The organism is Micromonospora sp. NPDC051300 (assembly GCF_044455315.1).
GTDB lineage: Bacteria > Actinomycetota > Actinomycetes > Mycobacteriales > Micromonosporaceae > Micromonospora > Micromonospora robiginosa.
This window is the reverse complement of record NZ_JBITEP010000008.1, coordinates 69,821-94,256: the sequence shown is the minus strand read 5'-3', so window position 1 is coordinate 94,256 and position 24,436 is coordinate 69,821. Positions and strand designations below refer to the sequence as shown.

25 protein-coding genes are annotated in these 24,436 nt (G+C 72.2%); 5 read left to right on the top strand and 20 right to left on the bottom strand.

Going from position 1 to position 24,436, the window contains the following annotated elements; all coding sequences use genetic code 11:
- Nucleotides 1-23 precede the first annotated feature (23 nt).
- The 12 genes from ACIA5A_RS11605 to ACIA5A_RS11550 all read right to left on the bottom strand — a co-directional run bounded on the left by ACIA5A_RS11605 (nt 24) and on the right by ACIA5A_RS11550 (nt 12,184).
- Nucleotides 24-440, bottom strand: a complete 417-nt coding sequence (locus tag ACIA5A_RS11605) for an ATP-binding protein (RefSeq protein ID WP_396760154.1) — start codon at nt 438-440, stop codon at nt 24-26.
- 63 nt (nt 441-503) lie between these two features.
- Nucleotides 504-1,958, bottom strand: coding sequence for an ATP-binding protein (locus ACIA5A_RS11600; RefSeq protein WP_396759747.1), 1,455 nt, complete (start codon nt 1,956-1,958; stop codon nt 504-506).
- Between the two features lie 76 nt (nt 1,959-2,034).
- Complete coding sequence (locus ACIA5A_RS11595) at nt 2,035-2,814, bottom strand: glycerophosphodiester phosphodiesterase (RefSeq protein WP_396759744.1); 780 nt, start codon at nt 2,812-2,814, stop codon at nt 2,035-2,037.
- Nucleotides 2,815-2,828: 14 nt separating this feature from the next.
- Nucleotides 2,829-3,164: a rhodanese-like domain-containing protein gene (locus tag ACIA5A_RS11590; protein ID WP_396759742.1), complete on the bottom strand. Its 336-nt coding sequence runs from the start codon at nt 3,162-3,164 to the stop codon at nt 2,829-2,831.
- Between the two features lie 26 nt (nt 3,165-3,190).
- Nucleotides 3,191-4,126 carry an LCP family protein gene (locus ACIA5A_RS11585; RefSeq protein ID WP_396760151.1) on the bottom strand — a complete coding sequence of 312 codons (936 nt, stop codon included), beginning with the start codon at nt 4,124-4,126 and terminating at the stop codon, nt 3,191-3,193.
- Nucleotides 4,127-4,292: 166 nt separating this feature from the next.
- Nucleotides 4,293-5,510 (bottom strand): LCP family protein, encoded by a 1,218-nt coding sequence (locus ACIA5A_RS11580; protein ID WP_396759739.1) that lies wholly within the window; start codon nt 5,508-5,510, stop codon nt 4,293-4,295.
- 163 nt (nt 5,511-5,673) lie between these two features.
- A complete protein-coding gene (locus tag ACIA5A_RS11575; protein ID WP_396759736.1) occupies nt 5,674-6,915 on the bottom strand; it encodes an LCP family protein in 1,242 nt (413 codons plus the stop codon).
- Nucleotides 6,916-6,989: 74 nt separating this feature from the next.
- Nucleotides 6,990-7,970 carry an NAD-dependent epimerase/dehydratase family protein gene (locus tag ACIA5A_RS11570; RefSeq protein ID WP_396759734.1) on the bottom strand — a complete coding sequence of 327 codons (981 nt, stop codon included), beginning with the start codon at nt 7,968-7,970 and terminating at the stop codon, nt 6,990-6,992.
- Between the two features lie 69 nt (nt 7,971-8,039).
- Entirely contained in the window at nt 8,040-9,713 is a 1,674-nt protein-coding gene (locus ACIA5A_RS11565; RefSeq protein ID WP_396759731.1) for a cation acetate symporter, read from the bottom strand.
- The gene (locus ACIA5A_RS11560) at nt 9,691-10,059 is read right to left on the bottom strand and encodes a DUF485 domain-containing protein (protein ID WP_396759729.1); all 369 of its coding nucleotides are present in this window, start codon (nt 10,057-10,059) and stop codon (nt 9,691-9,693) included. The genes ACIA5A_RS11565 and ACIA5A_RS11560 overlap by 23 nt, the downstream gene beginning before the upstream one ends.
- Before the next feature lie 203 nt (nt 10,060-10,262).
- Nucleotides 10,263-11,378, bottom strand: coding sequence for an FAD-dependent monooxygenase (locus tag ACIA5A_RS11555; RefSeq protein WP_396759727.1), 1,116 nt, complete (start codon nt 11,376-11,378; stop codon nt 10,263-10,265).
- 62 nt (nt 11,379-11,440) lie between these two features.
- The gene (locus tag ACIA5A_RS11550; protein ID WP_396759724.1) at nt 11,441-12,184 is read right to left on the bottom strand and encodes a flavin reductase family protein; all 744 of its coding nucleotides are present in this window, start codon (nt 12,182-12,184) and stop codon (nt 11,441-11,443) included.
- A 278-nt stretch (nt 12,185-12,462) separates the two neighbouring features.
- On the opposite strand from ACIA5A_RS11550, the gene ACIA5A_RS11545 reads away from it, so the two are divergent.
- The 4 genes from ACIA5A_RS11545 (at nt 12,463) to ACIA5A_RS11530 (ending at nt 14,334) form a co-directional block, all read left to right on the top strand.
- On the top strand, nt 12,463-13,248 hold the full coding sequence (locus ACIA5A_RS11545) for a Scr1 family TA system antitoxin-like transcriptional regulator (protein WP_396759721.1): 786 nt from the start codon (nt 12,463-12,465) through the stop codon (nt 13,246-13,248).
- Nucleotides 13,245-13,433, top strand: coding sequence for a DUF397 domain-containing protein (locus tag ACIA5A_RS11540; RefSeq protein ID WP_396759718.1), 189 nt, complete (start codon nt 13,245-13,247; stop codon nt 13,431-13,433). The genes ACIA5A_RS11545 and ACIA5A_RS11540 overlap by 4 nt, the downstream gene beginning before the upstream one ends.
- 19 nt (nt 13,434-13,452) lie before the next feature.
- Nucleotides 13,453-13,710 carry a hypothetical protein gene (locus ACIA5A_RS11535; RefSeq protein ID WP_396759715.1) on the top strand — a complete coding sequence of 86 codons (258 nt, stop codon included), beginning with the start codon at nt 13,453-13,455 and terminating at the stop codon, nt 13,708-13,710.
- Nucleotides 13,711-13,851: 141 nt separating this feature from the next.
- Entirely contained in the window at nt 13,852-14,334 is a 483-nt protein-coding gene (locus ACIA5A_RS11530; protein WP_396759712.1) for a GNAT family N-acetyltransferase, read from the top strand.
- Here the strand turns inward: ACIA5A_RS11530 and ACIA5A_RS11525 are convergent.
- The 5 genes from ACIA5A_RS11525 to ACIA5A_RS11505 form a co-directional block, all read right to left on the bottom strand.
- Nucleotides 14,331-14,819 (bottom strand): SRPBCC family protein, encoded by a 489-nt coding sequence (locus ACIA5A_RS11525; protein ID WP_396759709.1) that lies wholly within the window; start codon nt 14,817-14,819, stop codon nt 14,331-14,333. The genes ACIA5A_RS11530 and ACIA5A_RS11525 overlap by 4 nt on opposite strands.
- The gene (locus ACIA5A_RS11520) at nt 14,819-16,513 is read right to left on the bottom strand and encodes an ABC transporter permease (protein WP_396759706.1); all 1,695 of its coding nucleotides are present in this window, start codon (nt 16,511-16,513) and stop codon (nt 14,819-14,821) included. Before ACIA5A_RS11520 ends, ACIA5A_RS11525 begins: the two co-directional genes overlap by 1 nt.
- Complete coding sequence (locus ACIA5A_RS11515) at nt 16,498-17,262, bottom strand: ABC transporter ATP-binding protein (protein ID WP_396759703.1); 765 nt, start codon at nt 17,260-17,262, stop codon at nt 16,498-16,500. Before ACIA5A_RS11515 ends, ACIA5A_RS11520 begins: the two co-directional genes overlap by 16 nt.
- Nucleotides 17,263-17,342: 80 nt before the next feature.
- Nucleotides 17,343-18,983 carry a cation acetate symporter gene (locus ACIA5A_RS11510; protein WP_396759700.1) on the bottom strand — a complete coding sequence of 547 codons (1,641 nt, stop codon included), beginning with the start codon at nt 18,981-18,983 and terminating at the stop codon, nt 17,343-17,345.
- Nucleotides 18,983-19,417, bottom strand: coding sequence for a hypothetical protein (locus ACIA5A_RS11505; protein ID WP_396759697.1), 435 nt, complete (start codon nt 19,415-19,417; stop codon nt 18,983-18,985). Before ACIA5A_RS11505 ends, ACIA5A_RS11510 begins: the two co-directional genes overlap by 1 nt.
- A 169-nt stretch (nt 19,418-19,586) precedes the next feature.
- Here ACIA5A_RS11505 and ACIA5A_RS11500 point away from each other — a divergent pair, with 169 nt between their 5' ends.
- Entirely contained in the window at nt 19,587-20,138 is a 552-nt protein-coding gene (locus ACIA5A_RS11500; RefSeq protein ID WP_396759694.1) for a Uma2 family endonuclease, read from the top strand.
- Between the two features lie 80 nt (nt 20,139-20,218).
- Here ACIA5A_RS11500 and ACIA5A_RS11495 read toward each other — a convergent pair whose 3' ends face one another.
- The 3 genes from ACIA5A_RS11495 to ACIA5A_RS11485 form a co-directional block, all read right to left on the bottom strand.
- Nucleotides 20,219-22,300: a carboxypeptidase regulatory-like domain-containing protein gene (locus ACIA5A_RS11495; protein WP_396759691.1), complete on the bottom strand. Its 2,082-nt coding sequence runs from the start codon at nt 22,298-22,300 to the stop codon at nt 20,219-20,221.
- A 147-nt stretch (nt 22,301-22,447) separates the two neighbouring features.
- Entirely contained in the window at nt 22,448-23,215 is a 768-nt protein-coding gene (locus ACIA5A_RS11490; protein ID WP_396759688.1) for a LytR/AlgR family response regulator transcription factor, read from the bottom strand.
- Nucleotides 23,212-24,435 carry a sensor histidine kinase gene (locus ACIA5A_RS11485; protein ID WP_396759685.1) on the bottom strand — a complete coding sequence of 408 codons (1,224 nt, stop codon included), beginning with the start codon at nt 24,433-24,435 and terminating at the stop codon, nt 23,212-23,214. Before ACIA5A_RS11485 ends, ACIA5A_RS11490 begins: the two co-directional genes overlap by 4 nt.
- Nucleotide 24,436 lies beyond the last annotated feature (1 nt).

Here is a 24,436-nt window from a genome sequence, read left to right as displayed (position 1 = left end):
CAGGACCCGCCTGCCCACCCGGCTCAGCCGGCGGCGACCAGGTCCGGCCGGTGCGACGGGGCGGGGTCGAACTCCGCCCAGACGCTCTGGCCGAGGCCGTCCCGCTCGACGCCCCACCGGGTCGAGAGCCCGGCGACGATGTGCAGCCCGCGCCCGTCGACCGCGTCCGGTGAGGCGACCCGCATCCGCGGGCCGGCGCCGGCGCCACCGTCGGTGACCCGGAGTTGGACGGTCGGCCCACGGTCGCCGGCGCGGAGCCGCCAGGCCACCCGGACCACGCCGCCGGGCAGCGCCTCGGCGTGCCGGACCGCGTTGCCGACCAGCTCGGCGAGGACCGCCACCAGGTCGGCGAGCAGGGCCGGGGTCACGACGCCGGTCAGCTCGTCGGCGAGCCGGTGCCGCGCCACGCGCGCGCCGGTCGCGTGGTGGGGCACCACCACGCACCACGAACGTTCGGCCGGTCGCGTCGACACGTCGTCCCTCCACCCCCGTGGACACCCGGGTCAGCCCCGGGGCAGCCGCACCTCCGCGACCGTACCCCCGCCGGTCCTCGGTCGCAGGGATACCCATCCATTCTGCTGTTCAACGATCTGCCGGACGAGATAGAGACCCAACCCGGCGCCGGGATAGCGCCGACGGTCGCCGGACTCGCCCTGCCAGAACCGGTCGAAGGCCCGTTCCACGTGCTCCGGCCGGATGCCGATGCCCCGGTCGGCGACCCGGAACGAGACGGTGCGCTCGTTCGCGTCGGCGCCGATCTCGATGGGCGTGTCCGGCAGCGAGTACTTCCCGGCGTTGGTGCCCAGCTCGGTCAGCACGGTGGCCAGGCTGTGCCGGTCGCCGAGCGCCTTGGGCAGGTCGGTCGGCAGGTCGAGCACGATCCGGTGCCGGAGGTCGGCCGGCAGGTCGAGCACGGCCGCGCGCAGCGCGTCGACCAGGTCGAACGGGGCGGCCGGCTCCCCGCCGGGCCGGCTCTCGGTGGCGGCGGTGAGCAGCCTGTCGACCAACCGGGCCAGCTCGTTGGCGCGCTGCCCGATGATCCGGGCGGCCTGCCGGCGGTCGCCGTCGCTGAGCGACTCCCAGTGGTCGGTGAGGGTGTCCGCGTACCCCTTGATGACGGTGACCGGCGTGCGCAGCTCGTGGCTGGTCACTGCGACGAAGAGATCCCGGTCGTGGTCGCGGCGCTGCTGGTCGGTGATGTCGCGGAAGGTCACCACCCGCAGCGCGGTCGGGCCGGGCAGTTCGCCCGAGGTGATCCGCAGCCAGCGTCCGTCCGGCAGCCGGTGATCCAGCACCTGCCCGGACGGGGGCAGCGGGAACGGCAGCGGCCGGCTCAGCGCCTCATCGGTCGTCCGGCCGGTCACCTGGGCGGCGGCCGGGTTCCACAGCCGGACCCGGTGGTCGCGGTCCACCACGGCCAGGCCGTCGGCGAGCGCCGCCACGACCGGGCCGTCGCCGTGCACCGGCAGGCCGGTCTGGTCGCCGTACATGTGGGCGATGCAGGCGGCCACGTAGCCGACGACGGCGCGCTGCGAGGCGTCCAGCGGATCACCGGCCGGGTAGAGGGCGTGCAGGCTGCCGACGGTGAGCCCGGCGATCTCGGCGCGCGCCACGATCATCCGGCGCAGCCCTCGGCCGGCGACCTCGTCGGCGAGCGCGCCGGGGATCGCGTCGACCCGGACCTCCCGCACCGGCGGGCCGGCCAGCAGGCAGACGGTGGCCGGGTCGGTGGCCGGCAGCGGCCGGCCGGTCACGAACTCGGCGCTGCCGGTCGCCGCGATCACCCGCCCGCCGGCCGGGGTGAACTCGACGAAGACCAGGCCGGCCGCGCCGACCGCCGGCTCGACCTCGCGGAGCAGGCGGTTGAGCACGGAGAGGCCGGACTCCCCGGAGTTGATCATCTTGATCACGCTGGTGTGGCCGGCGATGAGGGAGGGGTAGTCGGTTCGCTCCGGCATGTCCCGAGTGTGCCGCGCCGTCCGCCCCGGTGACACCCCCGGCCGGTCGACCGTCCACCCGACGGATCGACGGGACTCACCGGCCCAACCGGCTCAACATGCGGGCGGGCCGGTCCGTGATGACCCCGTCCACCCCCGCGGCCAGCACGAGTTCCATGTCCTCGGGTTCGTTCACCGTCCAGACGTAGACCGCGTGGCCGGCGGCCCGCAGCGCGGGCACCAGCCGCGGGCGGGCCCGGACCAGGTCCACTCCCGGGCCGGCGATCCGGCAGCCGAACGGCAGCCGGCCCAGCTTCAGCCAGCGCGGCAGCACCTCCAGCAGCAGCACCGTGGGCAGCGCCGGCGCGAGTTCGTGGATCCGGCGTACGGCCAGCGGCGAGAAGGACATCACGGTCACCCGGACCGGGTCGTCCGGGCCGGGCTCCGCGAGGCCGTACCGGCGCAGCAGGTCCACCAGTCGGCGCTCGACGTCGCCCCGGTAACGCGACGGGTGCTTCGTCTCGATCAGCAGCCGGACCGGCCGCCCGGCGGCACGTACCGCGTCGAGCAGCCGTTCCAGCGTGAGCAGCCGGGTGTGCGACTCGTCGAGCCGGGACGCGCCGGCGACCGGGTGCCAGGAGCCGAAGTCGAGCGTCTCCAACTCGGCGAGCGTCCGCGCGCTGACCAGGCCGTGACCGTTGCTGGTGCGGTCCAGCCGACGGTCGTGCACGCACACCAGGTGCCCGTCGCGGGTCAGCCGGACGTCGCACTCCAGCCCGTCCGCGCCCTCGTCCAGGGCGCGCAGGTAGGCGGCGAGGGTGTGCTCCGGCAGGTCGTGGGACGAGCCGCGGTGGGCGAAGACCAGCGGATCGGTCATGGCCGGCGCGTGCCTCAGACGACCCGACCCGGTTGCCCGTCGTCGGTCACCACGGGCCGGCCGGCGGCGGCCCAGTCGCCCATCCCGCCCTCGACGTTGCGGACCTGGTCCCACCCGTTGCGCAGCAGGTAGCCGACCACCTGGCCGGAGCGCCCGCCGGAGCGGCAGATCACCGCGACCTCCCGGTCGTCGGGGATCTCGGCGAGCCGCGCCGGCAGCTCGGTCATCGGCAGGTGGTGGGCGGCCGGCGCGTGGCCGGCGGCCCACTCGTCGTCCTCCCGGACGTCGAGCAGGTAGACGTCGTCGGACACGGCCGACGCGGGCACGCTGGGAAGGTGGGCTCCGAACACGGGGAAAGCCTAGTCGCCCGTCCGGCTCAGAGCCGGTTGACCCAGCGGGGATTGGCGTCGGCCCACTCCGGCACCCGGGCGTCGCGCACGGCGGTGAAGAGGTCGTCGCCGCCGGTGTCCAGCACCACGTAGGAGACCTGGTCGATGGTCTGCGGGTAGGAGGGCAGCCGCACGCCGCGCAGGGCGTCCGCCGGCAGCGCGCGCAGCGCGAAGACCAGTTCGTCCAGGGGTACGCCATTGGTGTCGACGGTCAACGCCCCGCCGGCCGCGCGCAGCACCCGGTCCAACTTCACCGGGTCGCCGCGCAGGTGGGTCTCCCCGGCCCGGTCCAGCACCGCCCGCAGCATCTGCTGCTGGTGCCGCTGCCGGTCGTAGTCGCCGTTCGGCAGGTCGTAGCGCTGCCGCACGTAGTCGAGCGTGCGGGCCCCGTCCATCTGCTGGCAGCCGGCGTCGAACTGGGTCTTCGTGTGGATCGAGCGGACCGGCGTGTCCACGCACATCCGGATGCCGCCGAGCTGGTCGATCACCTGGGTGAAGCCGGAGAAGTCGACGAGCGCGGCCCCGTCGAAGCGGACCCCGGTGAGCCGGGTGAGCGTGGCGCTGAGCAGCCGGGTGCCGCCCGATCCGCCGCCGCCGTGCTCGTACGCGGCGTTGACCTTGTCCTGACCGCCCGGGAAGCCGGGCGCCGCCGGGATGGCCACCAGCAGGTCACGCGGTACGGAGATCAGGTACGCCTGCCGCATCCCGGCCGGCACGTGCACGATGAGGATGGTGTCCGAGCGCTGGTCGTCGGGGTTCGCGCCGGGTCGGTGGTCGGAGCCGATCAGCAGGTAGTTGAGCGGCTGATCCAGGTTCGTCCGCTTCGTCCGGGCGGTCGGGTCGAGCAGTTGCTCCTTGGTCACCGTGCGGTCGTACCGGTGGGTGAGCCAGTGCAACCCGGCGACGCCGAGCGTGGCGAGCAGGACCAGGGCGAGCCCGGCGCCGAGCAGGAACCGGGGCCAGCGGGCAGGTCGACCCCGCCCGCGTCGGTTCCGTGCTGGCCTGGACGTGACGATCCCCCCGTGGCGTCGACATGAGACCCGCTCACGTCAGGCTACGGGGGGACCGGCCGGCCGGTGCCGGCTTCCGCTATTTCCGGGTGGAGAGGACGCTCGGGTTGTTGACGACGAACTCGGCGAGCTTGTCGTCCTTGACCGCCTGGAACATCTCCATGCTGAGCTGGTTGAGTGCCTCGCGGTTGTTCCCGTTGCCGTTGAAGGTGCCGCCGTTGGTGCGCAGCGCGACGAGGTCGTTGCCGGTCACGCCCTTCATGGTGAAGATGAAGTCCTCGATCGACGTGCCGCCGGTGTCCAGGACGAAGGCCTTGCCGGCCGCCTTGATCAGCGCGTTCAGCTTGAGCGGGTTGCTCAGCGTCCCGTTCTGGGACGCCTTCTTCGCCATCGCCTTGATGAGCTGCTGCTGGTTCTGCTGCCGGTCGTAGTCACCGTTGCGGAGGGTCTTGCGCTGCCGGGAGTAGTCCAGCGCCTGCCAGCCCTCCATCTCCTGGCAGCCCTTCTTGTAGGTCACGGGCTTCATGGCCTTGCCGGTCTTCTTCGCGTCCGCGTTCCACATCGGCTTGCCGTCGACCATCGACATGTGCAGCGAGGAGACCTCTTCGGTCACGCAGATGCGCACCGTGCCGATCGCGTCGATGACGTTCTTGAAGCCGCCGAAGTTGATGATCGCGGCGCCGTCGAAGCTGATGCCGGTCATCCCCTTGATGGTCTTGGCCATCATCTGGGCGCCGCCCTCCCAGCCGCCGCCGTTGCGGGCGCCGACCTGGAAGGCTGCGTTGATCTTGTCCGTGCCGCCCTTCCAGCCGGCCTTCTCGGACGGCGGGATGTGCGCCTCGGTGTCCCGGGGGATCGAGATCAGGTAAGCCTGGTCGTGGCTGGCCGGAATGTGCAGGATGATGATCGTGTCCGACCGGACGTCGTCGGCGGCCCAGCGGGCCCGCGCGTCCACGCCGAGCAGCAGCATGTCGATCGGGCCCTCGAGGCTGGCGCCACCCTCGGCGTCCGTCTTGCCCGCGTCGCCGAGCAGGTTCCGCTGGGCGATGTTGCTCGTGGCCTGACCGATCACGGCCTTGCTGCCGACGATCGCCACGCCGCTGGTCACCATCAGGATGGCGCCGAACGCCAGCGTGAGCTTCGCCCAGAGCGGGTCCTTGCGCTTGGTGCGCTTCTTCTTCCCACCGCCCCCGGGGCCACGGCCACCGGGACCGGGCTGTGTGGGGATGACCGGGGGGACCCGCCCGGAGGAACCGGGTGCCGGTGAGTGCGGGCGACGACTGGTCTGGACCGACATTCGTGCTCCAGCTCGGTGATCGGGGGCGGGACCACTTTACGTACCTGTTCCCGTTCTCGCGACCTCCTGAAGCGGGTAATCCCGTCAATCCCGGCCGATGTTCCCGAGATGTGTCCGAACGGGCGATGGAGGGGCCGCCGCTCGGCGGCAGCCCCCGGTGCCGTCAGCCGCCGGCGTTGTCGCCCGAACCCTTCTGGTTGGCCTTGACCCAGTCGGCCATCTTGTCCCCGACGATCGCCTGGTACATCGCCAGCGCCTTCTCCCGGTCGGAGACCACCACCGACTGGCCGTCGACGGTCTGGCCGCCCAGGTTCGGGCTGGTGACGAACGTCAGGTTCTCGCCGCGCAGGCTGCGGAACTGCACTGCCATGTCGGTCAACGAGAATCCCTGGTCGACCGTGACGGCGGCGGTCACCGACTTGAGGAAGTCGTTCAGCTTCTTGGGGTTGGTCAGCGTCCCGGTGCTCGCCGCCTTGTCCATCAACGCCTTCAGGAAGTCCTGCTGGTGGCGCATCCGGGCGAAGTCGCCGTCGGGGAACTGCTTGCGCTGGCGGACCCAGTCCAGCGCCTCGGCGCCGTTCATGTGGTTCACGCCCTTGGTGAACGTCCGGTAGGGCTTGTGGATCGAGGTGACGGTCCGCTCCACCTTGAGGTCGACCCCGCCCAGCGCGTCGGTGACGTCCTTGAAACCGGCGAAGTCAATGGCCATGACGTGGTCGATGCGTACGTCGGTGAAGCACTCCACGGTCTTGACCGCCAGCGGCAGCCCGCCGAACGCGAACGCCGCGTTGATCTTGTTACGGGAGCCGGAGTCGCAGGACGCGCCGGCGCTCTCCGGGATCGGCACGTACAGGTCACGCGGCACGGAGACCAGGTAGGCGCTCTTGTGGTCGGCCGGGATGTGCATGACGATCAGCGTGTCCGCCCGCCACTTGCCGGCGCCGTCGACGGGCGCGTCCGGGTCGCGCGAGTCGCTGCCGACGAGCAGGATGTTGAACGCGCCGTCGACCTGCTTGGCCGGCCGACCCCCGGTGATCTCCGAGAACGGGTCGGTGCGCGCCAGGTCGTCGTTGAGATTGCGGGCGTAGAACCATGCGCCGACGCCGCCGAGCAACGCCAGCACCAGCACCGCCACGCCGGCCACCAGGCCGATCCGACCCCAGCGGGGACGGGGGCGTCGCCCCTGCCCCCCGGAGCCGCCCCCCGGCCCACCGGGACCGCCCGGTCCGCCCGGCCCGCCGGGGCCGCCCGAGCGGGGCGCCTCGTCGTACGACGGGTACCAGCGGGTTTCGGTGGCCCGGGCGCGCGCGGTGCCGTCCCGGCCGGAGCCGGGAACCTGGGCGCGGCCCGCGCCCCGGTTCAGGGGGCGGGAGAGGGGGACGCCGGCAGACGAGGTCGCTGACATGTAACCGAGGGTAGGTCGGTCGGTCCACCGCCGCCCTCAGGCGCGCGCGGCTTCCAGCCGGCTGACAGCCGGGCTCAGTACCCTAGCCGCTCGCGGAAGTACGCGATCGTGCGTCCGAGGCCGTCTTCGGGCGTCACCGTCGGCTCGTATCCGAGCAGTTCACGGGCGAGCGTCAGGTCGGGGCGGCGCATCTCCGGGTCGTCCGAGGCGCGGGTGATGTAGCTCACCTCGGAGCTGCTTCCGGTGAGTGACACGATCGTCTCGGCCAGTTGCCGCATCGACATCTCGTGCTCGGTGCCGCAGTTGATCGGGCCGGTCTGCGTCGAGTCGAGCAGCAGCAGGATGCCCCGCACCAGATCGTCGACGTAGCAGATGGACCGGGTCTGGTTGCCGGTGCCGTGCACGGTGATCGGCTCGCCGCGCAGCGCCTGGGAGATGAAGGTCGGGATGGCGCGGCCGTCGTCCGGGCGCATCCGCGGGCCGTACGTGTTGAAGATCCGCACGATCGCGGTGTCCGTGCCCCGGCTGCGGTGGTAGGCCATGGTGGCCGCTTCGGAGAAGCGCTTCGCCTCGTCGTAGACGCTCCGGATGCCGATCGGGTTGACGTTGCCCCAGTACGTCTCCCGCTGCGGGTGCTCCTTCGGGTCCCCGTACGCCTCGGAGGTGGAGGCCATCAGGAACCGCGCGCCGTCGGCGGTGGCCCGCTCCAGCAGGGCCAGCGTGGCCACCGAGCCGACCCGGAGGATCTCCACCGGGAGCTTCTCGAAGTCGGTCGGGCTGGCCGGGGACGCCATGTGCAGGATCGCGTCGAACCGCTCGGCCATCGCCGGGTGGTCGGTGGGCAGGCCGTCGGAGATGTCCGCCTCGACGAGCGTGAAGGTCGGCTTCTCCAGCAGGTGGGCCACGTTGTCCTTGGACCCGGTGACGAAGTTGTCCAGCACCACCACGGTGCAGCCGCGCTCGACGAGCCGGTCGACCAGGTGGGACGGGACGAAGCCGGCGCCGCCGGTGACGAGGATGCGGTGACCGGCGCCGAACCGGGGAGCGACCTTCATGCCCGCCACCCTATACAGGTGAGGCGGGGCCCCCGCCTGTGGCAGGGCCCCGCCTCCCGACCGTGTCGGTCAGTGCGCGCCCGCGCCGGTGAGCGAGCGCACCTCCAGCTCCGCGTACTTGTCGTCGTCACGCTCCTTGGACAGGATCGTGCCGAGCCAGCCGCACAGGAAGCCGAACGGGATCGAGATGATGCCCGGGTTGGACAGCGGGAACCAGTGCCAGTCGTGGTCCGGGAACATCGCCGTCGGCGCGCCGGAGACGACAGGCGAGAAGAACACCAGCAGCACCGCGGCGAGCAGGCCGCCGTAGATCGACCAGACCGCGCCCGAGGTGTTGAACCGCTTCCAGAACAGGCTGTAGAGGATCGCCGGCAGGTTGCCGGAGGCGGCGACCGCGAAGGCCAACGCGACCAGGAACGCCACGTTGAGGTTCTGCGCGAAGATCGACAGTACGATCGAGACCGCGCCGATCACCAGCGCGGAGATCCGGGCGACGTTCACCTCCTGCCGCTCCGACGTCTCCCCCCGCTTGATGACGTTGGCGTAGAAGTCGTGCGCCAGGCTCGACGACGACGCCAACGTCAACCCGGCGACCACCGCGAGGATCGTGGCGAACGCGACCGCCGCGATGATCGCCAACAGTGTCGCGCCGCCCAGGTTGCCGCCGAAGAAGTCCACGCCGAGCGCCTCGGCGAGCTGCGGCGCGGCCGTGTTGCCCGCCTTGTCCTGGGCGGTGATCGCCTGCCCGCCGACGATCGCCGCCGCGCCGAAGCCCAGGGCCAGGGTGAGCAGGTAGAACGCACCGATGATGCCGATCGCCCAGAGCACGCTCTTGCGGGCCGCGCGCGCGGTCGGCACGGTGTAGAAGCGGATCAGGATGTGCGGCAGGCCGGCCGTGCCGAGCACCAGCGCGATGCCGAGCGAGAGCAGGTCCATCTTGCTGTAGAACGTCTTCAGCGCGTCGCCGGGTGTCTCCACGCCGTAGCGCAGCCCGGGTTCGAGGAAGGCCGCTCCCTTGCCCGAGGCGTCGGCCGCGTCACCGAGCAGCGAGGACAGGTTGAACTTGTACTTCGCGAGCACCAGCAGCGTCATCACCAGCGCGCCGCTCATCAGAAGGAACGCCTTGACGATCTGGACGTACGTGGTGCCCTTCATGCCGCCGACCGTCACGTAGATGATCATCAGGGCGCCGACCAGGATGATGGTGGCGATCTTGGCGGTGTCGGCGTCCATGCCCAGGAACGTGGTGCCCGGCTTGATGCCGAGCAGCAGCGCCACCAGCGCGCCGGCGCCGACCATCTGGGCCAGCAGGTAGAAGATCGACACGGTGATGGTGGAGACCGCAGCCGCGGTCCGGACCGGCCGCTGCCGCATCCGGAACGCCAGGACGTCCGCCATCGTGTACCGGCCGGAGTTGCGCAGCAGTTCGGCGACGAGCAGCAGCGCTACCAGCCAGGCGACCAGGAACCCGATCGAGTAGAGGAAGCCGTCGTACCCGTAGAGGGCGATGATGCCGGCGATGCCCAGGAAGGACGCGGCGGACATGTAGTCGCCGCCGATCGCCATGCCGTTCTGGAAGCCGGAGAACGAGCGCCCACCGGCGTAGAAGTCGGTGGCGGTCTTGGTCTGCCGGCTGGCCCACACGGTGATCGCCAGGGTGATCGCCACGAAGATCAGGAACAGCGTGATGGTGAGGTTCCGGGCGGTGGTGCTGCCCGCCTCAGCCGCGAGGACCGTGTTCATGGGTCACCTCCCCCATCTCGGCGCGGATTCGGTCGGCGACCGGGTCGATCCGCCGGTTGGCGAACCGCGAGTAGAGCCAAGCGATGACGAACGTGGAGACGAACTGGAGCAGGCCGAAGACCAGGGCGACGTTGATGTTGCCGACCAGCTTCGTGCCCATGAATCCCCGCGCGTACGCGGAGAGGATGACGTAGAGCGCGTACCACAGGAAGAACGCGACGGTCATCGGGAAGACGAAGCCGCGCAGCGCGCGCCGCAACCCGGCGAACTCGTCCGACCGCTGGACGGCTAGGTACCGGTCCGCCGTCGACTCGGAGGGTGCGGACGCGGGTGTGTCCGTGGACATCTGTGGATCACCACCTTCGCAGGCGTGGGGAATTTCCGCGCACGCTAGAGAGCGCGCTTCCCACCGCGAAAGGCTCAGCCGGGCACCGGCTGCCCCCTGCGCCCAACGGCGTCCTCACTGCGCCGAGTGACCCACGTCACTCCGCTAACCGGTCGCGCTCTCGGTGGTGCCCATCGGACGGCGGGCACCGACTGCCCGGTTCGTCATGGACGGGCGAACAGCGACGTCAGTCGCAAACCCGTGTTCCGCACCCGGAGACCGAGGTCCGTGGCGGGAACCAGGAAGTGGGAGATGAGTCCGGCTCGACGGTGGAAGGACCGCAGCCGACGGCGATGGGTCGCTTCGTAGGCGGCGAATGCGGCGCCGTGCTGCCCGGGATGCTCGGCGAGCGCGTCGGCAAGGGCCTTCGCGGCGACGATGGCGTTGCTGGAGCCCTCCCCCAGCAGGGAGATGCAGTCGGCCGCGTCCCCGAGCAGGACGACCCGGCCCCGCGCCCAGGACGGCATGACGATCCGGGTGACCGCGTCGAAGTAGACGTCGTCGGCCACGAGCCAGTCGGCGACCGCCTGGTCGGTCACCCATCCTTTGCCCGCGTAGGCGGCCCGCACCAGGCGCTTTGCCGCCTCCCGGTCGTGGTGGTCGTACGGCTCCCCGCTTCGAAAGATGAACGCGGCGAGTGGACTGCCGCCGGCCGGATGGATCGACAGCGAGATCCCGGGCCGGTTGAACAGCAGCACTTCGTGCGGGTCGCCGCCACTGATGCTGGTGCGCATCGTCCCGACGTACATCCCGAACGGGTTGGCGAAGCGTTGTTCCGGCCCGAAGGCCAGGCGCCGCACCGCCGAGTGCAGACCGTCCGCACCGAGGACCAGGTCAAACCGTCGAGGGCTCCCCTGCTCGAAGCGGACATCGACGCCATCGGCGTCCTGGGTGAGCGCGGCGATCGAGTCGCCAACGATGACCTCGGCCTGGTCGCGCGCGGCGTCGAGGAGGGTCCCCGCGAGAACGGACCGGGCGACCTCGACCTCCGACCCGGCGTCAGCCGTCTGCCGGGTGCCGACCACGGCCCGTCGGTGGCCGCCGGCATCCAGGACCACCAACCGGCTCACCCCGGTCGCGGCCTCCTGGAGTCGGGGCCAGAGCTGCATCTGCCGGACCACCGATGCCGCCTCGCCGCGTACGTCGACCGGGTTGCCACTCGATCGGACCCCGGCGGCCTTCTCGACCACGGTGACCTGCCAGCCGGTGCGGGCGAGCCAGTACGCCGCGGTCGCACCGGCGATCCCGGCGCCGGAGAGCAGAACCCTCTTCTGCGTCATGGAGAGATGGTTGCACCGCGCTGCACGGGGCGTACCTGTCGAATCGGCCACCCCGTGCCGGTCTAGTCGGCCAGCTCGCGATAGCGGCCTCGGTGGTGCAGCAGGGGCGGGGCGTCCTCGCGCAGGTCGACCGTTTCGACGGTGGCCTCGACCAGCAGGCCCCAGCCGTACTCCCGGGCCGCGTCGAGCCGGCACCCCGCCCAACCGCCAGCGTCCGTCGGGACCGGCCCGTAGGGCGTCTCGGTCCACGCGTCCTGCGCGAACAGGCCGCCGGGTGACGGGAACAGGCCGGCGAAACGGTCGGCGAGCTGCCGGTGGCGCGGGCCCAGCGGAGCGACCGCGAACCGCCCGGCGTCCTCGACCGCCGCCCACAGCTCCGACTCGGGATCGACCAGGCCGAGCAGCCGGTCCGGCTCCCCTTCCGCCACCAGCGTGGACGAGACCGTCAGCCCGGCCGGGCCGGGCGCGGTCCAGAGCGTCACCGGGGCGGCCAGCCGGCCACGCAGCCGGCGTACCGGCGAGCGCTGCCCGGTCGGCACCGCGAACGGATCGGTGTGATGGATCTCGGCACCCGGCTGCTCATGATTCACGTGAAACATTGTGCCGCCCGGGGCTCGGGCCCACCCGAGGAAGCGCTCGTGCAGATTGGCGGCACCGCTGAGCTGCGTGTATGCCTCGGCCAGCAGCGAGCCGAGATGGAACAGCAATGCGCTTCGGTCGCCCCGGAACTCGCGCAGCAGCCCGAGTCGGGCCGGCTGACACGGCCACGGCGCCCCGCACGCCCGGCACCGCCACGCCGGCCGCATCGGCAGGTGTGCCCGCCCCGTGCCGATCTTGGAAGATCCAGGCCCCTCCAGGGGCACTTTCCTTCCAAGATCTCCCCGTCCTCTTCGCATTCGCGCCTCCCTGGAAGAGGGTTCGCCCCGGCGGGAACGGTCGGGGCGAACCGTCGCAGGACCGGCCGCCGGGTCATCGCCTCCACCAGCCGGGCCGCGTGCCTCCACCCTGGACTCGGTCGGATCAGCGGGGGAGGATGCCAGGGGCTACTACGGAGCGCGGTCGCGTACTTACCGGCGAGGTGAGGATGGACATCGAGGTGTGGATCCGGGCGTTGAAGGCCGCTCGCGCGGGGGCGGACGTCTCGCAGGAGGCGCTGGCGGCGACCATCCGGTGGAGCCCGTCAACGGTCGCCGCCATCGAGACCGGCCGCCGCCGGCCCACGATGGAGTTCGCGGCCGCCGCCGACCAGGCCCTCGGCACCGGCGGCCTCCTCGCCAGCCTGCTGAAGGAGCACGACAGCGACCGCTCGCCGTCGTGGTTCCTGCCGTGGCAGGGATACGAAGACCAGGCGGTACTGCTGCGCAACGTCGAGCCGTGCGCCATCCCCGGCCTGCTGCAGACCGAGGAGTACGCCCGAGCCATCTTCGAGGCAGGCCGCCTCTACTCGAAGGACCGAGTAGAGGAGTTGCTGGCGCTACGCATGGCGCGGCAGAAGGTGCTGGAGAAGGGCGATCCACCGGAGTGCGTCTTCATCGTGGACGAGAGTGCATTGCAGCGGTCCATCGGCGGGCCGGGGGTCATGAACGGTCAGCTCGCCCGGCTGCTCGACGCGGCGGAGCATCCCCGGGTGCGCCTGCACGTCCTGCCCCTCGACATCGGCGCGCACCTCTCGCTGGGTGGCGGATTCGCCATTGCCGAGTTGTCGGACGGCGAGCACATGCTCTGCCTCGACAATCCGGCTCGCGGGCAGATCGCCGACCACCCCGAGTGGATCCGGGTGATGTTGCGCAAGTGGGAGATCCTGCTCGGGGAGGCGCTGCCGGAGCGCGCCTCGCTCGATCTCATCCACAAGTTGAAGGTGACGCCGTGAAGCAGCCGCAGTGGTACAAGTCGTCGCGTTCCGACAATGCCGGCAACTGTGTCGAGGTGGCCGGGAACCTGCCCGGGGTGGTGCTGGTCCGGGACAGCAAGGACCCGTCTGGCCCCGCCCTCGCCTTCACCCCCGACGCCTGGCGCTCCCTGGTCGCGCACCTCCACCGGGCGCCGCTCGACTGACGCGCCTACCCTGCGGGGCATGGCTCTCGTACCCCCGCAGAAGCTCGCCCAGGAGCGCGTCATCACCGCGGACGCCATCCTCGGCGGCCAGGTCGACCTGCGCGCCTACCCGCACCGGCATTTGATGATCATCGCGCGCCACAAGTGGGGCAGCAGCGGCTTCCCGCCGCTGATGGAGGCCGTCGAGCACCTGTCGAACTACGGCTGGGAGCTGGTGAACGTGCTCAGCGTGGGCGAGGGACACCACGTCTACGCCGCGATGCGCCGCAGCGCGTAGCCGCCCCGTCCGGCGTCGAAAAAGGGACCACTTCTCGGCGGTATGACTGGAAGTCATAATTATGACTCCCAGTCATACCGCCCAAAAGTAGAGCCTCGTCGAGCGCTGACTTCCGGCCACTCAGTCGGCCACACTTGCGGCGTGACGACCATCGTGCGCGTAGTCCCGGACCACCCGGCGTTCGACCAGGTAGCCAGCCTGTTCGACGCCTACCGGGTGCACTACGGTCAGCCGTCGTCCCCGGCGGGCACCGCCTCCTGGCTCCGCGACCAGCTCGGACAGCACCGGCTCGCCGTCGCCGCAGCCATCCGGGCCGATCAGGTCTGCGGCTTCATCACCATGGCGACCATGCCGGCGTCGCTCAGGCTGGGCACCGCATGGTCGATCCGCGACCTCTACGTGGCCGCGCACCATCGCCGCACCGGCGTCGCGAGCGCCCTCCTTCACCACGCCATTCACGGCGCGCGTGTCGCCGGCGCTCTCCGCGTGTCACTTCAGACCGAGTCGGACAACAGCCCGGCCCTGAAGCTCTACACCGCCATCGGCTTCGAGCCCGTCGCCGGTCTGGAGCTCCTCAATCTCACCGTCGATCCACTCCCCCGGGACCTACCCGACACGCTCTAGCCGGGCAGGGAGCGGCGGGCGGCCGCCAGCACCTCCGGGTCGGCGCAGCCGGCCGCGTACCCGGCGATGCGGCGGCGGATGTCCCGGCCCAGCAGCCAGACGCCGACCCGCTCGGCCACCGGCCGCAGGAAGGCCGGGCGGCACCGGAAGTTGTAGCGCCAGGTGGCCACCGTGGTGCCCGGCTGCGGGCCGGGCGCGAAGCGCCACCCGCCGCCGAACCGTTCGAAGAACCACGGCCCGCGGACCATCTTCATGCCCACGTTCGTCGGCGGCGCCCAGGAGACGTATTCGCTGACCATGGTCAGGCCGTGCCGGGAACGGGTGAAGGTGCGCACGCCCCGACCCGGCCGGGTCGCGCCGTCCTCGAAGTGCTGCTCCCGGACGAACGGGTCCCACCGGTAGCGCACCGGGGCGACGGTCTGGGAGACGGCGAACGCCAGCTCCGGCGGGACCGGCACGGTGACGACCGCCTCGACGACAGGCATCAGCGTCTCGGCGTGACCGCGGCCAGCAGCTCCGGCTGCCGGCGGTCCAGCGCGTCCCCGGCCAGGTACGCGCCGAGCAGCGCCGCGCCCAGGCCGTACGCCAGGCCGACCGGCAGCGCCAGCCACAGCCAGACGTCGCCGAGCAGGCCGGCGGCCACCACGAACGGCACCGCCGCCACCGTCGAGGAGAGCATGGACAGCAGCGTGAACATGCTCTTCGCGATCCCCGCGCCGGTGTTCATGGCGAACGGGTTGCTCGTCTCGGGCAGCGAATAGGCGCCCAGCACCGAGATGAAGCTGTTGATCGCCAGCCCGCAGCCGTACGCGGCGAACAGCGCGCCGGCCATCACCCCGAGCCACTCCGGTCGCCCCAGCACGGTGCCCAGCACCACCGCGACCACAAGCAGGATCGGCACCACGTAGAGCGAGAACGCCGCCATCCGGGCGCGCAGCTCCACCCGCCCGGGCACGCCGGCGACCAGGTTCGCGGCGTACGCGCTGCCGTCGAAACCGAACTGGTTGGCAAGCGTCACCGAGGCGAGCACCCCGACGAAGACCATGGAGATGCTGACCAGCACCGGGGACGGGTCGGCGGCGGACTCGCCGAACGACGTGCCGGCTTCGGTGCTGAACGAGGCGCCACCCAGGTTGACCATCACCGGCACGAACACGCCGACCACCGCGACGGTGATCAGGTTGGCCCGCCGTCGGGCGTCCCGCCACCAGTAGCGGCACTCGCGAGCCACCAGCGCGCCGAACCGGTCCCGCCGCGCCCAGCCGACCGCGCGTGGGAAGAGCTGCGCGACCGCGCCGCCGACCGCGCCACGCGGGGCCTTCGCCGGCCCGGCGCTCACCGCGCCGACCATCGCCGACTCCAGCGACCGCGACCACCAGAGCAGGAGTACGCCGAGCGTGGCCACGCCGATCAGCAGCTTCACCACCGCCGCGCCGGCCCGGCCCTCGGCCACGTCCACGCCTACCGTCCAGGGCGCGCCGAACGGCGTCCAGCCCACCACCCGGGCCACCCCGGCCAGCCGGTCCCAGTCGGCGTTCCGCACCGCGGCGAGCACGAGCAGTTGCAGCGGACCGAGCAGGGCGGCCAGCACCGCGAGCAGGACGGCGGCCAGGTCGCGTACCCGACGGGACCGCAGCATGGTGGCGAACGCGCTGGTCACCGCGCGGGCCCCGGCCACGCAGACCAGCACCCCGACGACCACCCCGGCCGCGCCGAGCAGCGCGGCCACCCACCCGCCCAGCGCGCCGGCGGTGACCACCAGCCCGGCCACGGTCAGCACCGTGGCCACCGCGGGGACGCTGATCAGGGCGGCGGCCAGCAGCCCGGTGACCAGGGTGCGGCGGGAGAGCGGCAGCAGCGCGAACCGGGCCGGGTCCAGCGTCTCGTCCACACCGAAGAAGACAAGCGGCAGCAGCAGCCAACCGAGCGTCAGCACGCCGCCGCCGAACGCGGCGGTCATCAGCGCGTACCGGGGCTCGCCGGCCAGGCCGGGCGCGGCCAACAGGAGGAAACCGCCCGCGGCGAACCAGAGCCCGACCAGCACACCCACCACGAACAACGCGATCCGCCACGCCTGGCCGCGGAAGTTGTTGCCGAGCACCCGCAGCTTCAGCCGGACGAAGTGGCGGGGCGGGACGGTCCCGAGCGGCCGCTCGGTGGCGGTCACCGGGACAGCCACGACAGCTCCTCGCCGGTAGCGGTCCGGCCGCCGACGACCTCGACGAACACGTCCTCCAGCGAGCGGTCGCCGCGCACCTCGGCCAGCGTGCCGACCCGCTTGATGGTGCCGTCGGCCAGGATCGCCACGTGCGAGCAGAGCCGCTCGACCACCTCCATCACGTGACTGGAGAAGACCACCGTGCCGCCGCCGGTCACGTAGCGGTGCAGGATGTCCCGGATCAGCGCGGCCGAGACCGGGTCGACCGCCTCGAACGGCTCGTCGAGCACCAGCAGGCGCGGGCCGTGCAGCAGCGCGCAGGCCAGGCCGATCTTCTTCTTCATGCCGGCCGAGTAGTCGACCACGAGCGTGCGGCCCGCGTCGGTGAGCGCCAGCACGTCGAGCAGCTCCGCCGCCCGCTGGTCGACCACCGCCGGGTCCATGCCGCGCAACAGACCGTGGTACGCCAGCAGCTCCGCCCCGCTCAGCCGGTCGAAGAGGCGTACGCCGTCCGGCATCACGCCGAGCAGGCTCTTCGCGCGCACCGGGTCGGCCCAGACGTCGTACCCGAGGACCCGGGCCTCGCCGGCGTCGGGCCGCAGCAGGCCGACGGCCATGGAGAGGGTCGTGGTCTTGCCGGCCCCGTTCGGGCCGAGCAGGCCGTAGAACGAGCCGGTCGGCACGGCCAGGTCGACACCGGCCACCGCGACCTTGGTGTCGAAGCGCTTGGCCAGGCCACGGAGGTGCAGGGCCGGGTGCTGATCGGTCATGCACTCGACGGTAGCCCGCCCCGGCCAGCCCGCACTCCGGCCGCAGGACGATCTTCCCGTCATACCTGAGGGGTACGCGCTCACAGGCGCAGCGACTCCGGGGTGTGCAGCCGGAGCATGGTGGTGCCGACGTCGCGGGGCAGGCGACGGCGGCTGGCCATCGAGACCAGCACCATCACGGTGAACGCCAGCGGCACCGTCCACGCGGCCGGCTGGGTGGTGAGCGTCGCCGGCCACCCGCTCAGCGGCGGCCCGAGCACGGTGAGCAGCACCGCGCCGATCGCCGCCCCGCCGCCGACCAGCACCCCGGCGGCGGCACCCAGGTCGGTCAGCCCGCGCCACCAGATGCCCAGCACCAGCAGCGGGCAGAAGCTCGACGCGGCGACAGCGAAGGCCAGCCCCACCACCTGCGAGACGTCCAGCCCGGAGACGTTCAACGCGAGCACCGCCGGCACCGCGCCGGCGATCACCGTGGCGAGCCGGAAGCCGCGTACCGAGCCGCGGCCCAGCACATCCGTGGAGATCACCCCGGCCACGCTGGTGAGCAGGCCGGACGAGGTGGAGAGGAAGGCCGCGAACGCTCCGGCGGCGACCAGCGCGGCGAGCAGCCGGCCGGTCGCGCCGTCGCCGAGCGCCGCGCCGGGCAGCAGCACCACCACGGCGTCGGTCTGGCCGGTGACCAGCAGTTGCGGGGTGTAGATGCGGCCCAGCACGCCGTAGATCGTGGGCAGCAGGTAGAAGACGCCGACCAGCGCCAGCACGACGAGCGTGGTGCGCCGGGCGGCGGCGCCGTCGGGGTTGGTGTAGAAGCGCACCAGCACGTGCGGCAACCCCATGGTGCCCAGGAACGTGGCCAGGATCAGCGAGTAGGTCGCGAACAGGCTGCGGTCGTCGTCCCCGGCGGTGTCCGGCAGCAGCCAGTCGGTGGCGGCGATGGCCGCGCCGGACACCTCCGGCACCGGGTCGCCGGCGGCGAAGTCGAGGCGGTCGCCGGGGCGTACCTCCCGGACGTCGCCGTCGGGCAGGGTGAGCGTGGCGCGGTGCTCGACGACCACGGTGGTCGCGGTCCGGAACGCCGGCCCGTCGGGCGGCGTCACCGCCGGGCGGGCGTCGGCCTGCCACTGCAACGCCAGGAAGATCGCGGGTACGGCGAGCGCGGTCAGCTTCAACCAGTATTGGAACGCCTGCACGAAGGTGATCGCCCGCATGCCGCCCAGCGCCACGTTGGCGGTCACCACCACGGCCACCAGCAGCGCACCGACCGGGTAGGGCGAGCCGGTCAGCGTGGCCAGGGTCAGCCCGGCGCCCTGCAACTGCGGCACCAGGTAGAGCCAGCCGATGAAGATCACGAAGACGGTGGCGAGCGTGCGCAGCCGGCGCGAGTCGAGCCGCACCTCGCAGAAGTCCGGCAGGGTGAACGCTCCGGAGCGGCGCAGCGGCGCGGCCACGAACAGCAGCAGCGCCAGGTAGCCGGCGGCGAAGCCGACCGGGTACCAGAGCACGTCCACGCCGTACTTGAGGATCAGCCCGGCCACGCCGAGGAAGCTCGCCGCGGACAGGTATTCCCCGCCGATCGCGGCCGCGTTCCAGGTCGGGCTGACCGCCCGGGACGCGACAAGGAAGTCGGAGGTGGTGCGGGCCAGCCGCAGCCCGTAGAAGCCGATGCCGACGGTGACCAGGGTGACCGCGACGATCGCCGGGACCACGTAGCCGTTGCCCATCAGCGCTCCGGCCGCTGGACCAGGTCGACGAAGTCCTGCTCGTTGCGTTCCGCCAGCCGCACGTACGCCCAGCCGACGACGATCAGGAACGGGAAGGCGGCCACCCCGAGCAGCAGCCACGGCAGGTTGACCCCGAGCACGGTGACCCGGCCGACGGTGGGCGCGATGGCGAACAGCCACGGCAGCCCGCCCAGCCCGATCAGCACCAGCAGGCTCAGCCGGAGGGCGAGCGAGAGCTGGGCGCGCATCAGGCCCTGCACCAGCGTCTCGCCGACCCGGGTCTGCTGGGCCAGCTCGGAGCGGGTGCGGTCGGCCCGGTTGCCGGTGCGGGACACCTCGGCCAGCACGATCCGGGTCCGCTGCGGGGGCGTGCGAGGGCTGGGGACCGCCTCCACCGGCCGGCCCGCCGCCTGCGACTCCTCGGCTGCGGTCATCCCCGGCAGTCTCGCCTGCCCGGCGCGAATGTCAAGCGCAGCACGGACGCCCTGTGCACAACCTGTGGATAACCCGCCGCTCCTGTGGACAACCCGGTGGATGAGCGTGGAGTCGTTGTGGACGACCGGACCGGATGTCAGGGTGAGCCGGTAGAGAGGAGGTGTGACAGTGACCAGCCCGGCACGGCCCGGCAGCGGTGACGCCTGGACGGTCGACGACCTCCAGGACCTCCCCGAGGACGGCCAGGACTACGAGATCTTCGACGGGAGCCTGCTCGTGTCCCCACACGCGGACGTCCGCCACGGGGCGATCGCCAACCGCCTCCGCCGGCTCTTGGACCGGCAGGCCCCAGGTGGCCTGTTCGTCGGGCAGGACGTCGGGGTCAGCGCGAAGCGCTCCTCCTACTTCGTGCCCGACCTCTTCGTCGCCCACGAGGACGCCCTGGAACGGGGCGGCCCGGCGCTCGCCCCGGCCGACGTGCTGCTCGTGGTCGAGGTCGTCTCACCCGGCAACGCCGGCCGAGACCTGGTGCTCAAGCGCCACGAATACGGCGTGGCCGGCATCCCGCGCTACTGGCTCGTGGAGCCGCGCAAGCAGACCGTCACCGTGTTGGAGCACGTCGGGGCCGGTTACCGCGAGTCGGCAGTCCTCTCCGCGGCGGACACCTACCGCACCGAGCACCCGTTCCCGATCGTCCTGCCGGTCGCCGACATCTTCTGACGTCATCCGGAAGCTCGGGGCCACGGCACGACCCCACGTACGGGGCCGGCCCGACCGGGCCGGCCCCACACGTGCCCGGATCAGTTGGTCGGGACCGTCAGGTTCGCGGTGAGCGCGCCGGCGGCCGGCACGACGAACACTCCGAGCTTGCGGGTGCCGTCCGGGTTGGTCACCAGGTAGCGGCCGGAGTAGTCCTGCCCGGCGTAGCTGACGTTGTAGGTGAAGTAGACGCGCTGCCTACCGGTCACCTGGAACGTGAACCGGCCGTCGGACATCCAGCCGGACCCGGCGACGTCGCCGGTGTCGGCGCTCCGCGCGATCACATAGCCGCCTGTGAACGGCGCGCCGTCCGGGTTGGTGAACGTGCCGGTCACCGTGCTGCCGGCGCGCATGGCGGTGTCGTGTGTCGCGGTTCCCCCGGCGGTCACCGTCACCGGAGTGGCGGTGTAGCGGCTGACCGCGTCACCGGACCAGTGGGCGGCGTACGGGTGGGCGCTGAACACCACCGGCCAGTCGTACGGGCCCAGCCGGTCGAGCGTGTAGCGGCCCTGGTCGTCGGTGGTCGCGTCGTTGACGCCCACGCCGGGGTGGCCGGTCAGCACCGAGACGTCGACCGACTTCGCGGGCTTGCCCGTGGCCGCGTCGGTGACCGTGCCGGTGATCCGGCCGGCCGGGTCGAGCCGGACCTGCGGCCCGGAGGTCACCGTGCCGACGGTCGCGGTGACGGTCGCAGCCTGCCGCTCGTCACCGGTGCCGCCCTCGGCGCCCACCCACTGCCGACCGTAGGGGGCGTCGCCCGGGTCGGCGAAGAGCCGGTAGGAGCCGGCGACCAGCGGACCGACCTTGATCCGGCCGCCCTGGTCGCTGCAGTTGCCGTGCCCGTCCACCAATCCGGCCTGTTTGGGCAGGAAGGCGTCGAGGCAGACGTCGGCCACCGGCCGTCCGGTGGCCCGGTCGACGATCGTGGTGCTGACGAGCGCGCCAGGGCGCAGCTGCGGAGCGACCTCGGTCGTCTCGCCGGCCACTACCCGCACCGTGATGCGGCGGGCGAAGTGCAGGCGGTCCGGCGTGTAGACGTAGATCTCGTGCCGGCCCTGCGGCAGGCCGGTGAGGGTGACGGCCCCGGTGCCCCGGCTGCACGTCTCCTCCGACTCGACGCAGAAGTCGGCCACCGGCGCCCCGCTCACCGAGTCGACGGCACGAACCCGCACGGAGCCGGTGCCGAGCAGCGCGTCGGCGATCCGGGTCCGCTGGCCGCCCCGCACGACCACGAGGTTGGCGTCGGCGTAGTCGAGCTTGCCGCGGTAGTACTGCGTCCGCTCGCCGGACTCGAAGCGCACCTTGTAGGAGCCGGCCAGCAGCGCCGGGACGGTGAAGGTGCCGTCGGCCCCGGTCACGGCGTCGACCCCGCCGTACATGTTGGCGGTGTTGACCGCGACCTGGGCGGAGGCGAGCGGCGCGCCGGCCGTGGTGGTGAAGCGGCCGGTCAGGCTGCCGGTGGGCAGCACAGTCTCCTCGACCACGGTCTCCTCGTCGGCGGTCACCCGGTAGCGGCCGGCGTCGACCTCGTCGAGCTTTCCGGGGGCGTACTGGGTCTGGTAGGAACCCTCGATCGGCCGGAAGGACAGGGTGTAGGAGCCGGGTGTCGCCGCGATCCGGAAGCGGCCGTCCTCGTCGGTCGACCCGTAGGCGTGCGCGGAGTTGTCGGGCTGGTCGGCGAAGACGCTGAGCCAGGCGACGGGCGCGCCGCCGGCGTCGGTGATCCGCCCGGTGAGCAGCCCGGTGGCGCGGAGTTGGTCGTCGGCCGTGGCGGTCTCGCCGCTGCCGACGGTCACCGGGTCGGCGTCCCAGATCTGGGTCTGTTGCCGGTAGTACTGGTCCGGTTGGCCGACCGGGTGGAAGCCGACGATGTAGCGCCCGGCTTCCAGTCCGCCGACCGACCACCGGCCGTCGCCGTCGGTGGTGGTCCAGCCGGCGGTGGCATAGCTGTCGGCGTCGAAGACCTCGACCTGGGCGTCGGCGGCGCCGGCACCGGCGCTGGTGGTCAGCCGTCCGCTGACCGTGCTGGTCTCCGCGGCCTGCGCCGGGGCTGACCCGGGCAGGACGAGGAAACCGGCGACGACGGCCGCGGTGGCGGCACGACGTGCGAGGGAAAAACGCATCTGCGTCCCAACGTGAGCGTGGTGGGGCGACCCCGCGCAGGCTCCGCCCACACCGCCCCCCGCGCCCCGTTCGGGATCGGCTCGGCAAGGATAGGTACGAGGTGTGACACGCGTCGATCAGCCGTAACGGCGAATTCGACTGTGGATTCAGCGACCCCAGTCCTGCTTGGCGGCGCGCACCAGTTTGTCCTTCAGCTCCCGGGTGTGCCGGCGACTCACCGGCAGTTCGGTCCCGTCGATCACCACCACGTAGCCGGAGTTGACCAGCCGCAGCTCGGCGATGAGTCGCAACTGCACCAGATAGGAGCGGTGGACCCGGACGAAACCCGCGTCCGCCCACCGCTCGGCGAGCGTGGCCAGGGAGACCCGGACCAGGTGCGAGCCCTCCGCGGTGTGCAGCCGGGCGTAGTCGCCCTGCGCCTCCACCCACCGCACCGCCGAGCGGGGCAGCATCCGGGTGGTGCCGGCCAACTCGACCGGGATGGTGGGATCCTCCTCCGCCCTCGCCAGCGCGGCCGGATGCGACGGCACCACCCGGGATCCCATCACCCGGCGCAGCGACTCGGCCAGCCGCTCGGCGCGTACCGGCTTGCGCACGTAGTCCGTGGCGCCCAGGTCGAACGCGTCCACCGCGCCGTCGTCGTACGCGGTGACGAAGACGATCGCCGGGGGGCGGGCGAACCGGCGCAGCACCCGGGCCAGCTCCATGCCGTCCAGCCCGGGCATCCGGATGTCGAGGAAGACCACGTCCACGTCGTCGTCGCGGAGCACCCGCAGCGCCTCGGTCGCGTCGCCGGCCGTGTGCAGCCGGGCCACCCGGGGATCGGCGCGCAGATGGTAGGCCAGCTCGTCCAGGGCCGGTGGCTCGTCGTCCACCGCCAGCACCCGAAGGAAACCGGTGCCGGTAACCGTCATGAGGAGACCCGGACGCCGGGATGGAACTTCGGCACCCGCATGCTGACCTTCGTACCCGAACCCAGGCCGGTCTCGACGACCAGGCCGAAGCGGTCCCCGAACGCCGACCGCAGCCGCTCGTCGACGTTGGAGAGGCCGACGTGCTGCCCCGGGTCGTCGGTCGGGTCGCTGCCGACGCCGGACACCTCCGCGATGCCCGCGGTCAGCGTGGTCGGATCCATCCCCACTCCGTCGTCCTCCACCGTGATGTGACACTCGGCGCCCGCGTCCCGGGCCTCGATGCTCACCATGCCGGTGCCCGGCTTGCGGGACAACCCGTGCCGGACCGCGTTCTCCACCAACGGCTGGAGGCAGAGGAACGGCAGCGTCACCGGCAGCACCTCCGGGGCGATCTGCAGGCGCACCTGGAGCCGCTCGCCGAACCGGGCGCGTTCGATGGTCAGGTAGCGGTCGATCGACCGCAACTCCTCGGCCAACGTGGTGAACTCGCCGTGCGCCCGGAACGAGTAGCGGGTGAACTCGGCGAACTCCAGGATGAGCTCGCGGGCCCGCTCCGGGTCGGTGCGCACGAACGAGCCGATCGCGGTGAGCGCGTTGTAGATGAAGTGCGGGCTGATCTGCGCGCGCAGCGCGCGCACCTCGGCCCGGGCCAGCCGCTCCCGCGACGAGTCCAGCTCGGCCAGGGCGAGCTGGTCACCCGCCCAGTGCGCGGTCTCCAGCGTCGCCTGCACCAGGCCCGGCGCCGGCCGCTCGTCGGCCACCGCGACCAGCGCGCCGACCACCCGGCCCTCCGCGCTCAGCGGCGCCACCACCGCGCCGCGTACCGGGCAGTCGACCAGGTCGCAGTGCAGCTCCGACTCCTGGAGCACCGTCGAGCGCCCGCCCTCGACCACCCGCCGGGCCGCCGCGGTCAGTTGGTCGCCGTGGTGCGCGCCGCTGCCGTCGACGGCCAGCAGCACGTCCCGGTCCGTCAGCGCCAACCCGGCCGCGCCCACCAGGGCCCGCAGGTGGCGTACGGCCTTCGCCGCGCCCGCCGCGCTCAGGCCGGCCCGCAGCGGCTCGGCGGCCAGGCCGGCGGTGTGCAGCACCTCGTAGGTGGCCCGCTGGGTCGCGGTGGCGATGCCCCGGCGGGCACGCAGCCGCAGCACCGCCCAGAGCGCCGCGGCCAGCGCCGTGACCAGCGAGACGACCGCGAAGACCGCCGAGAGGTTGGCACCCACC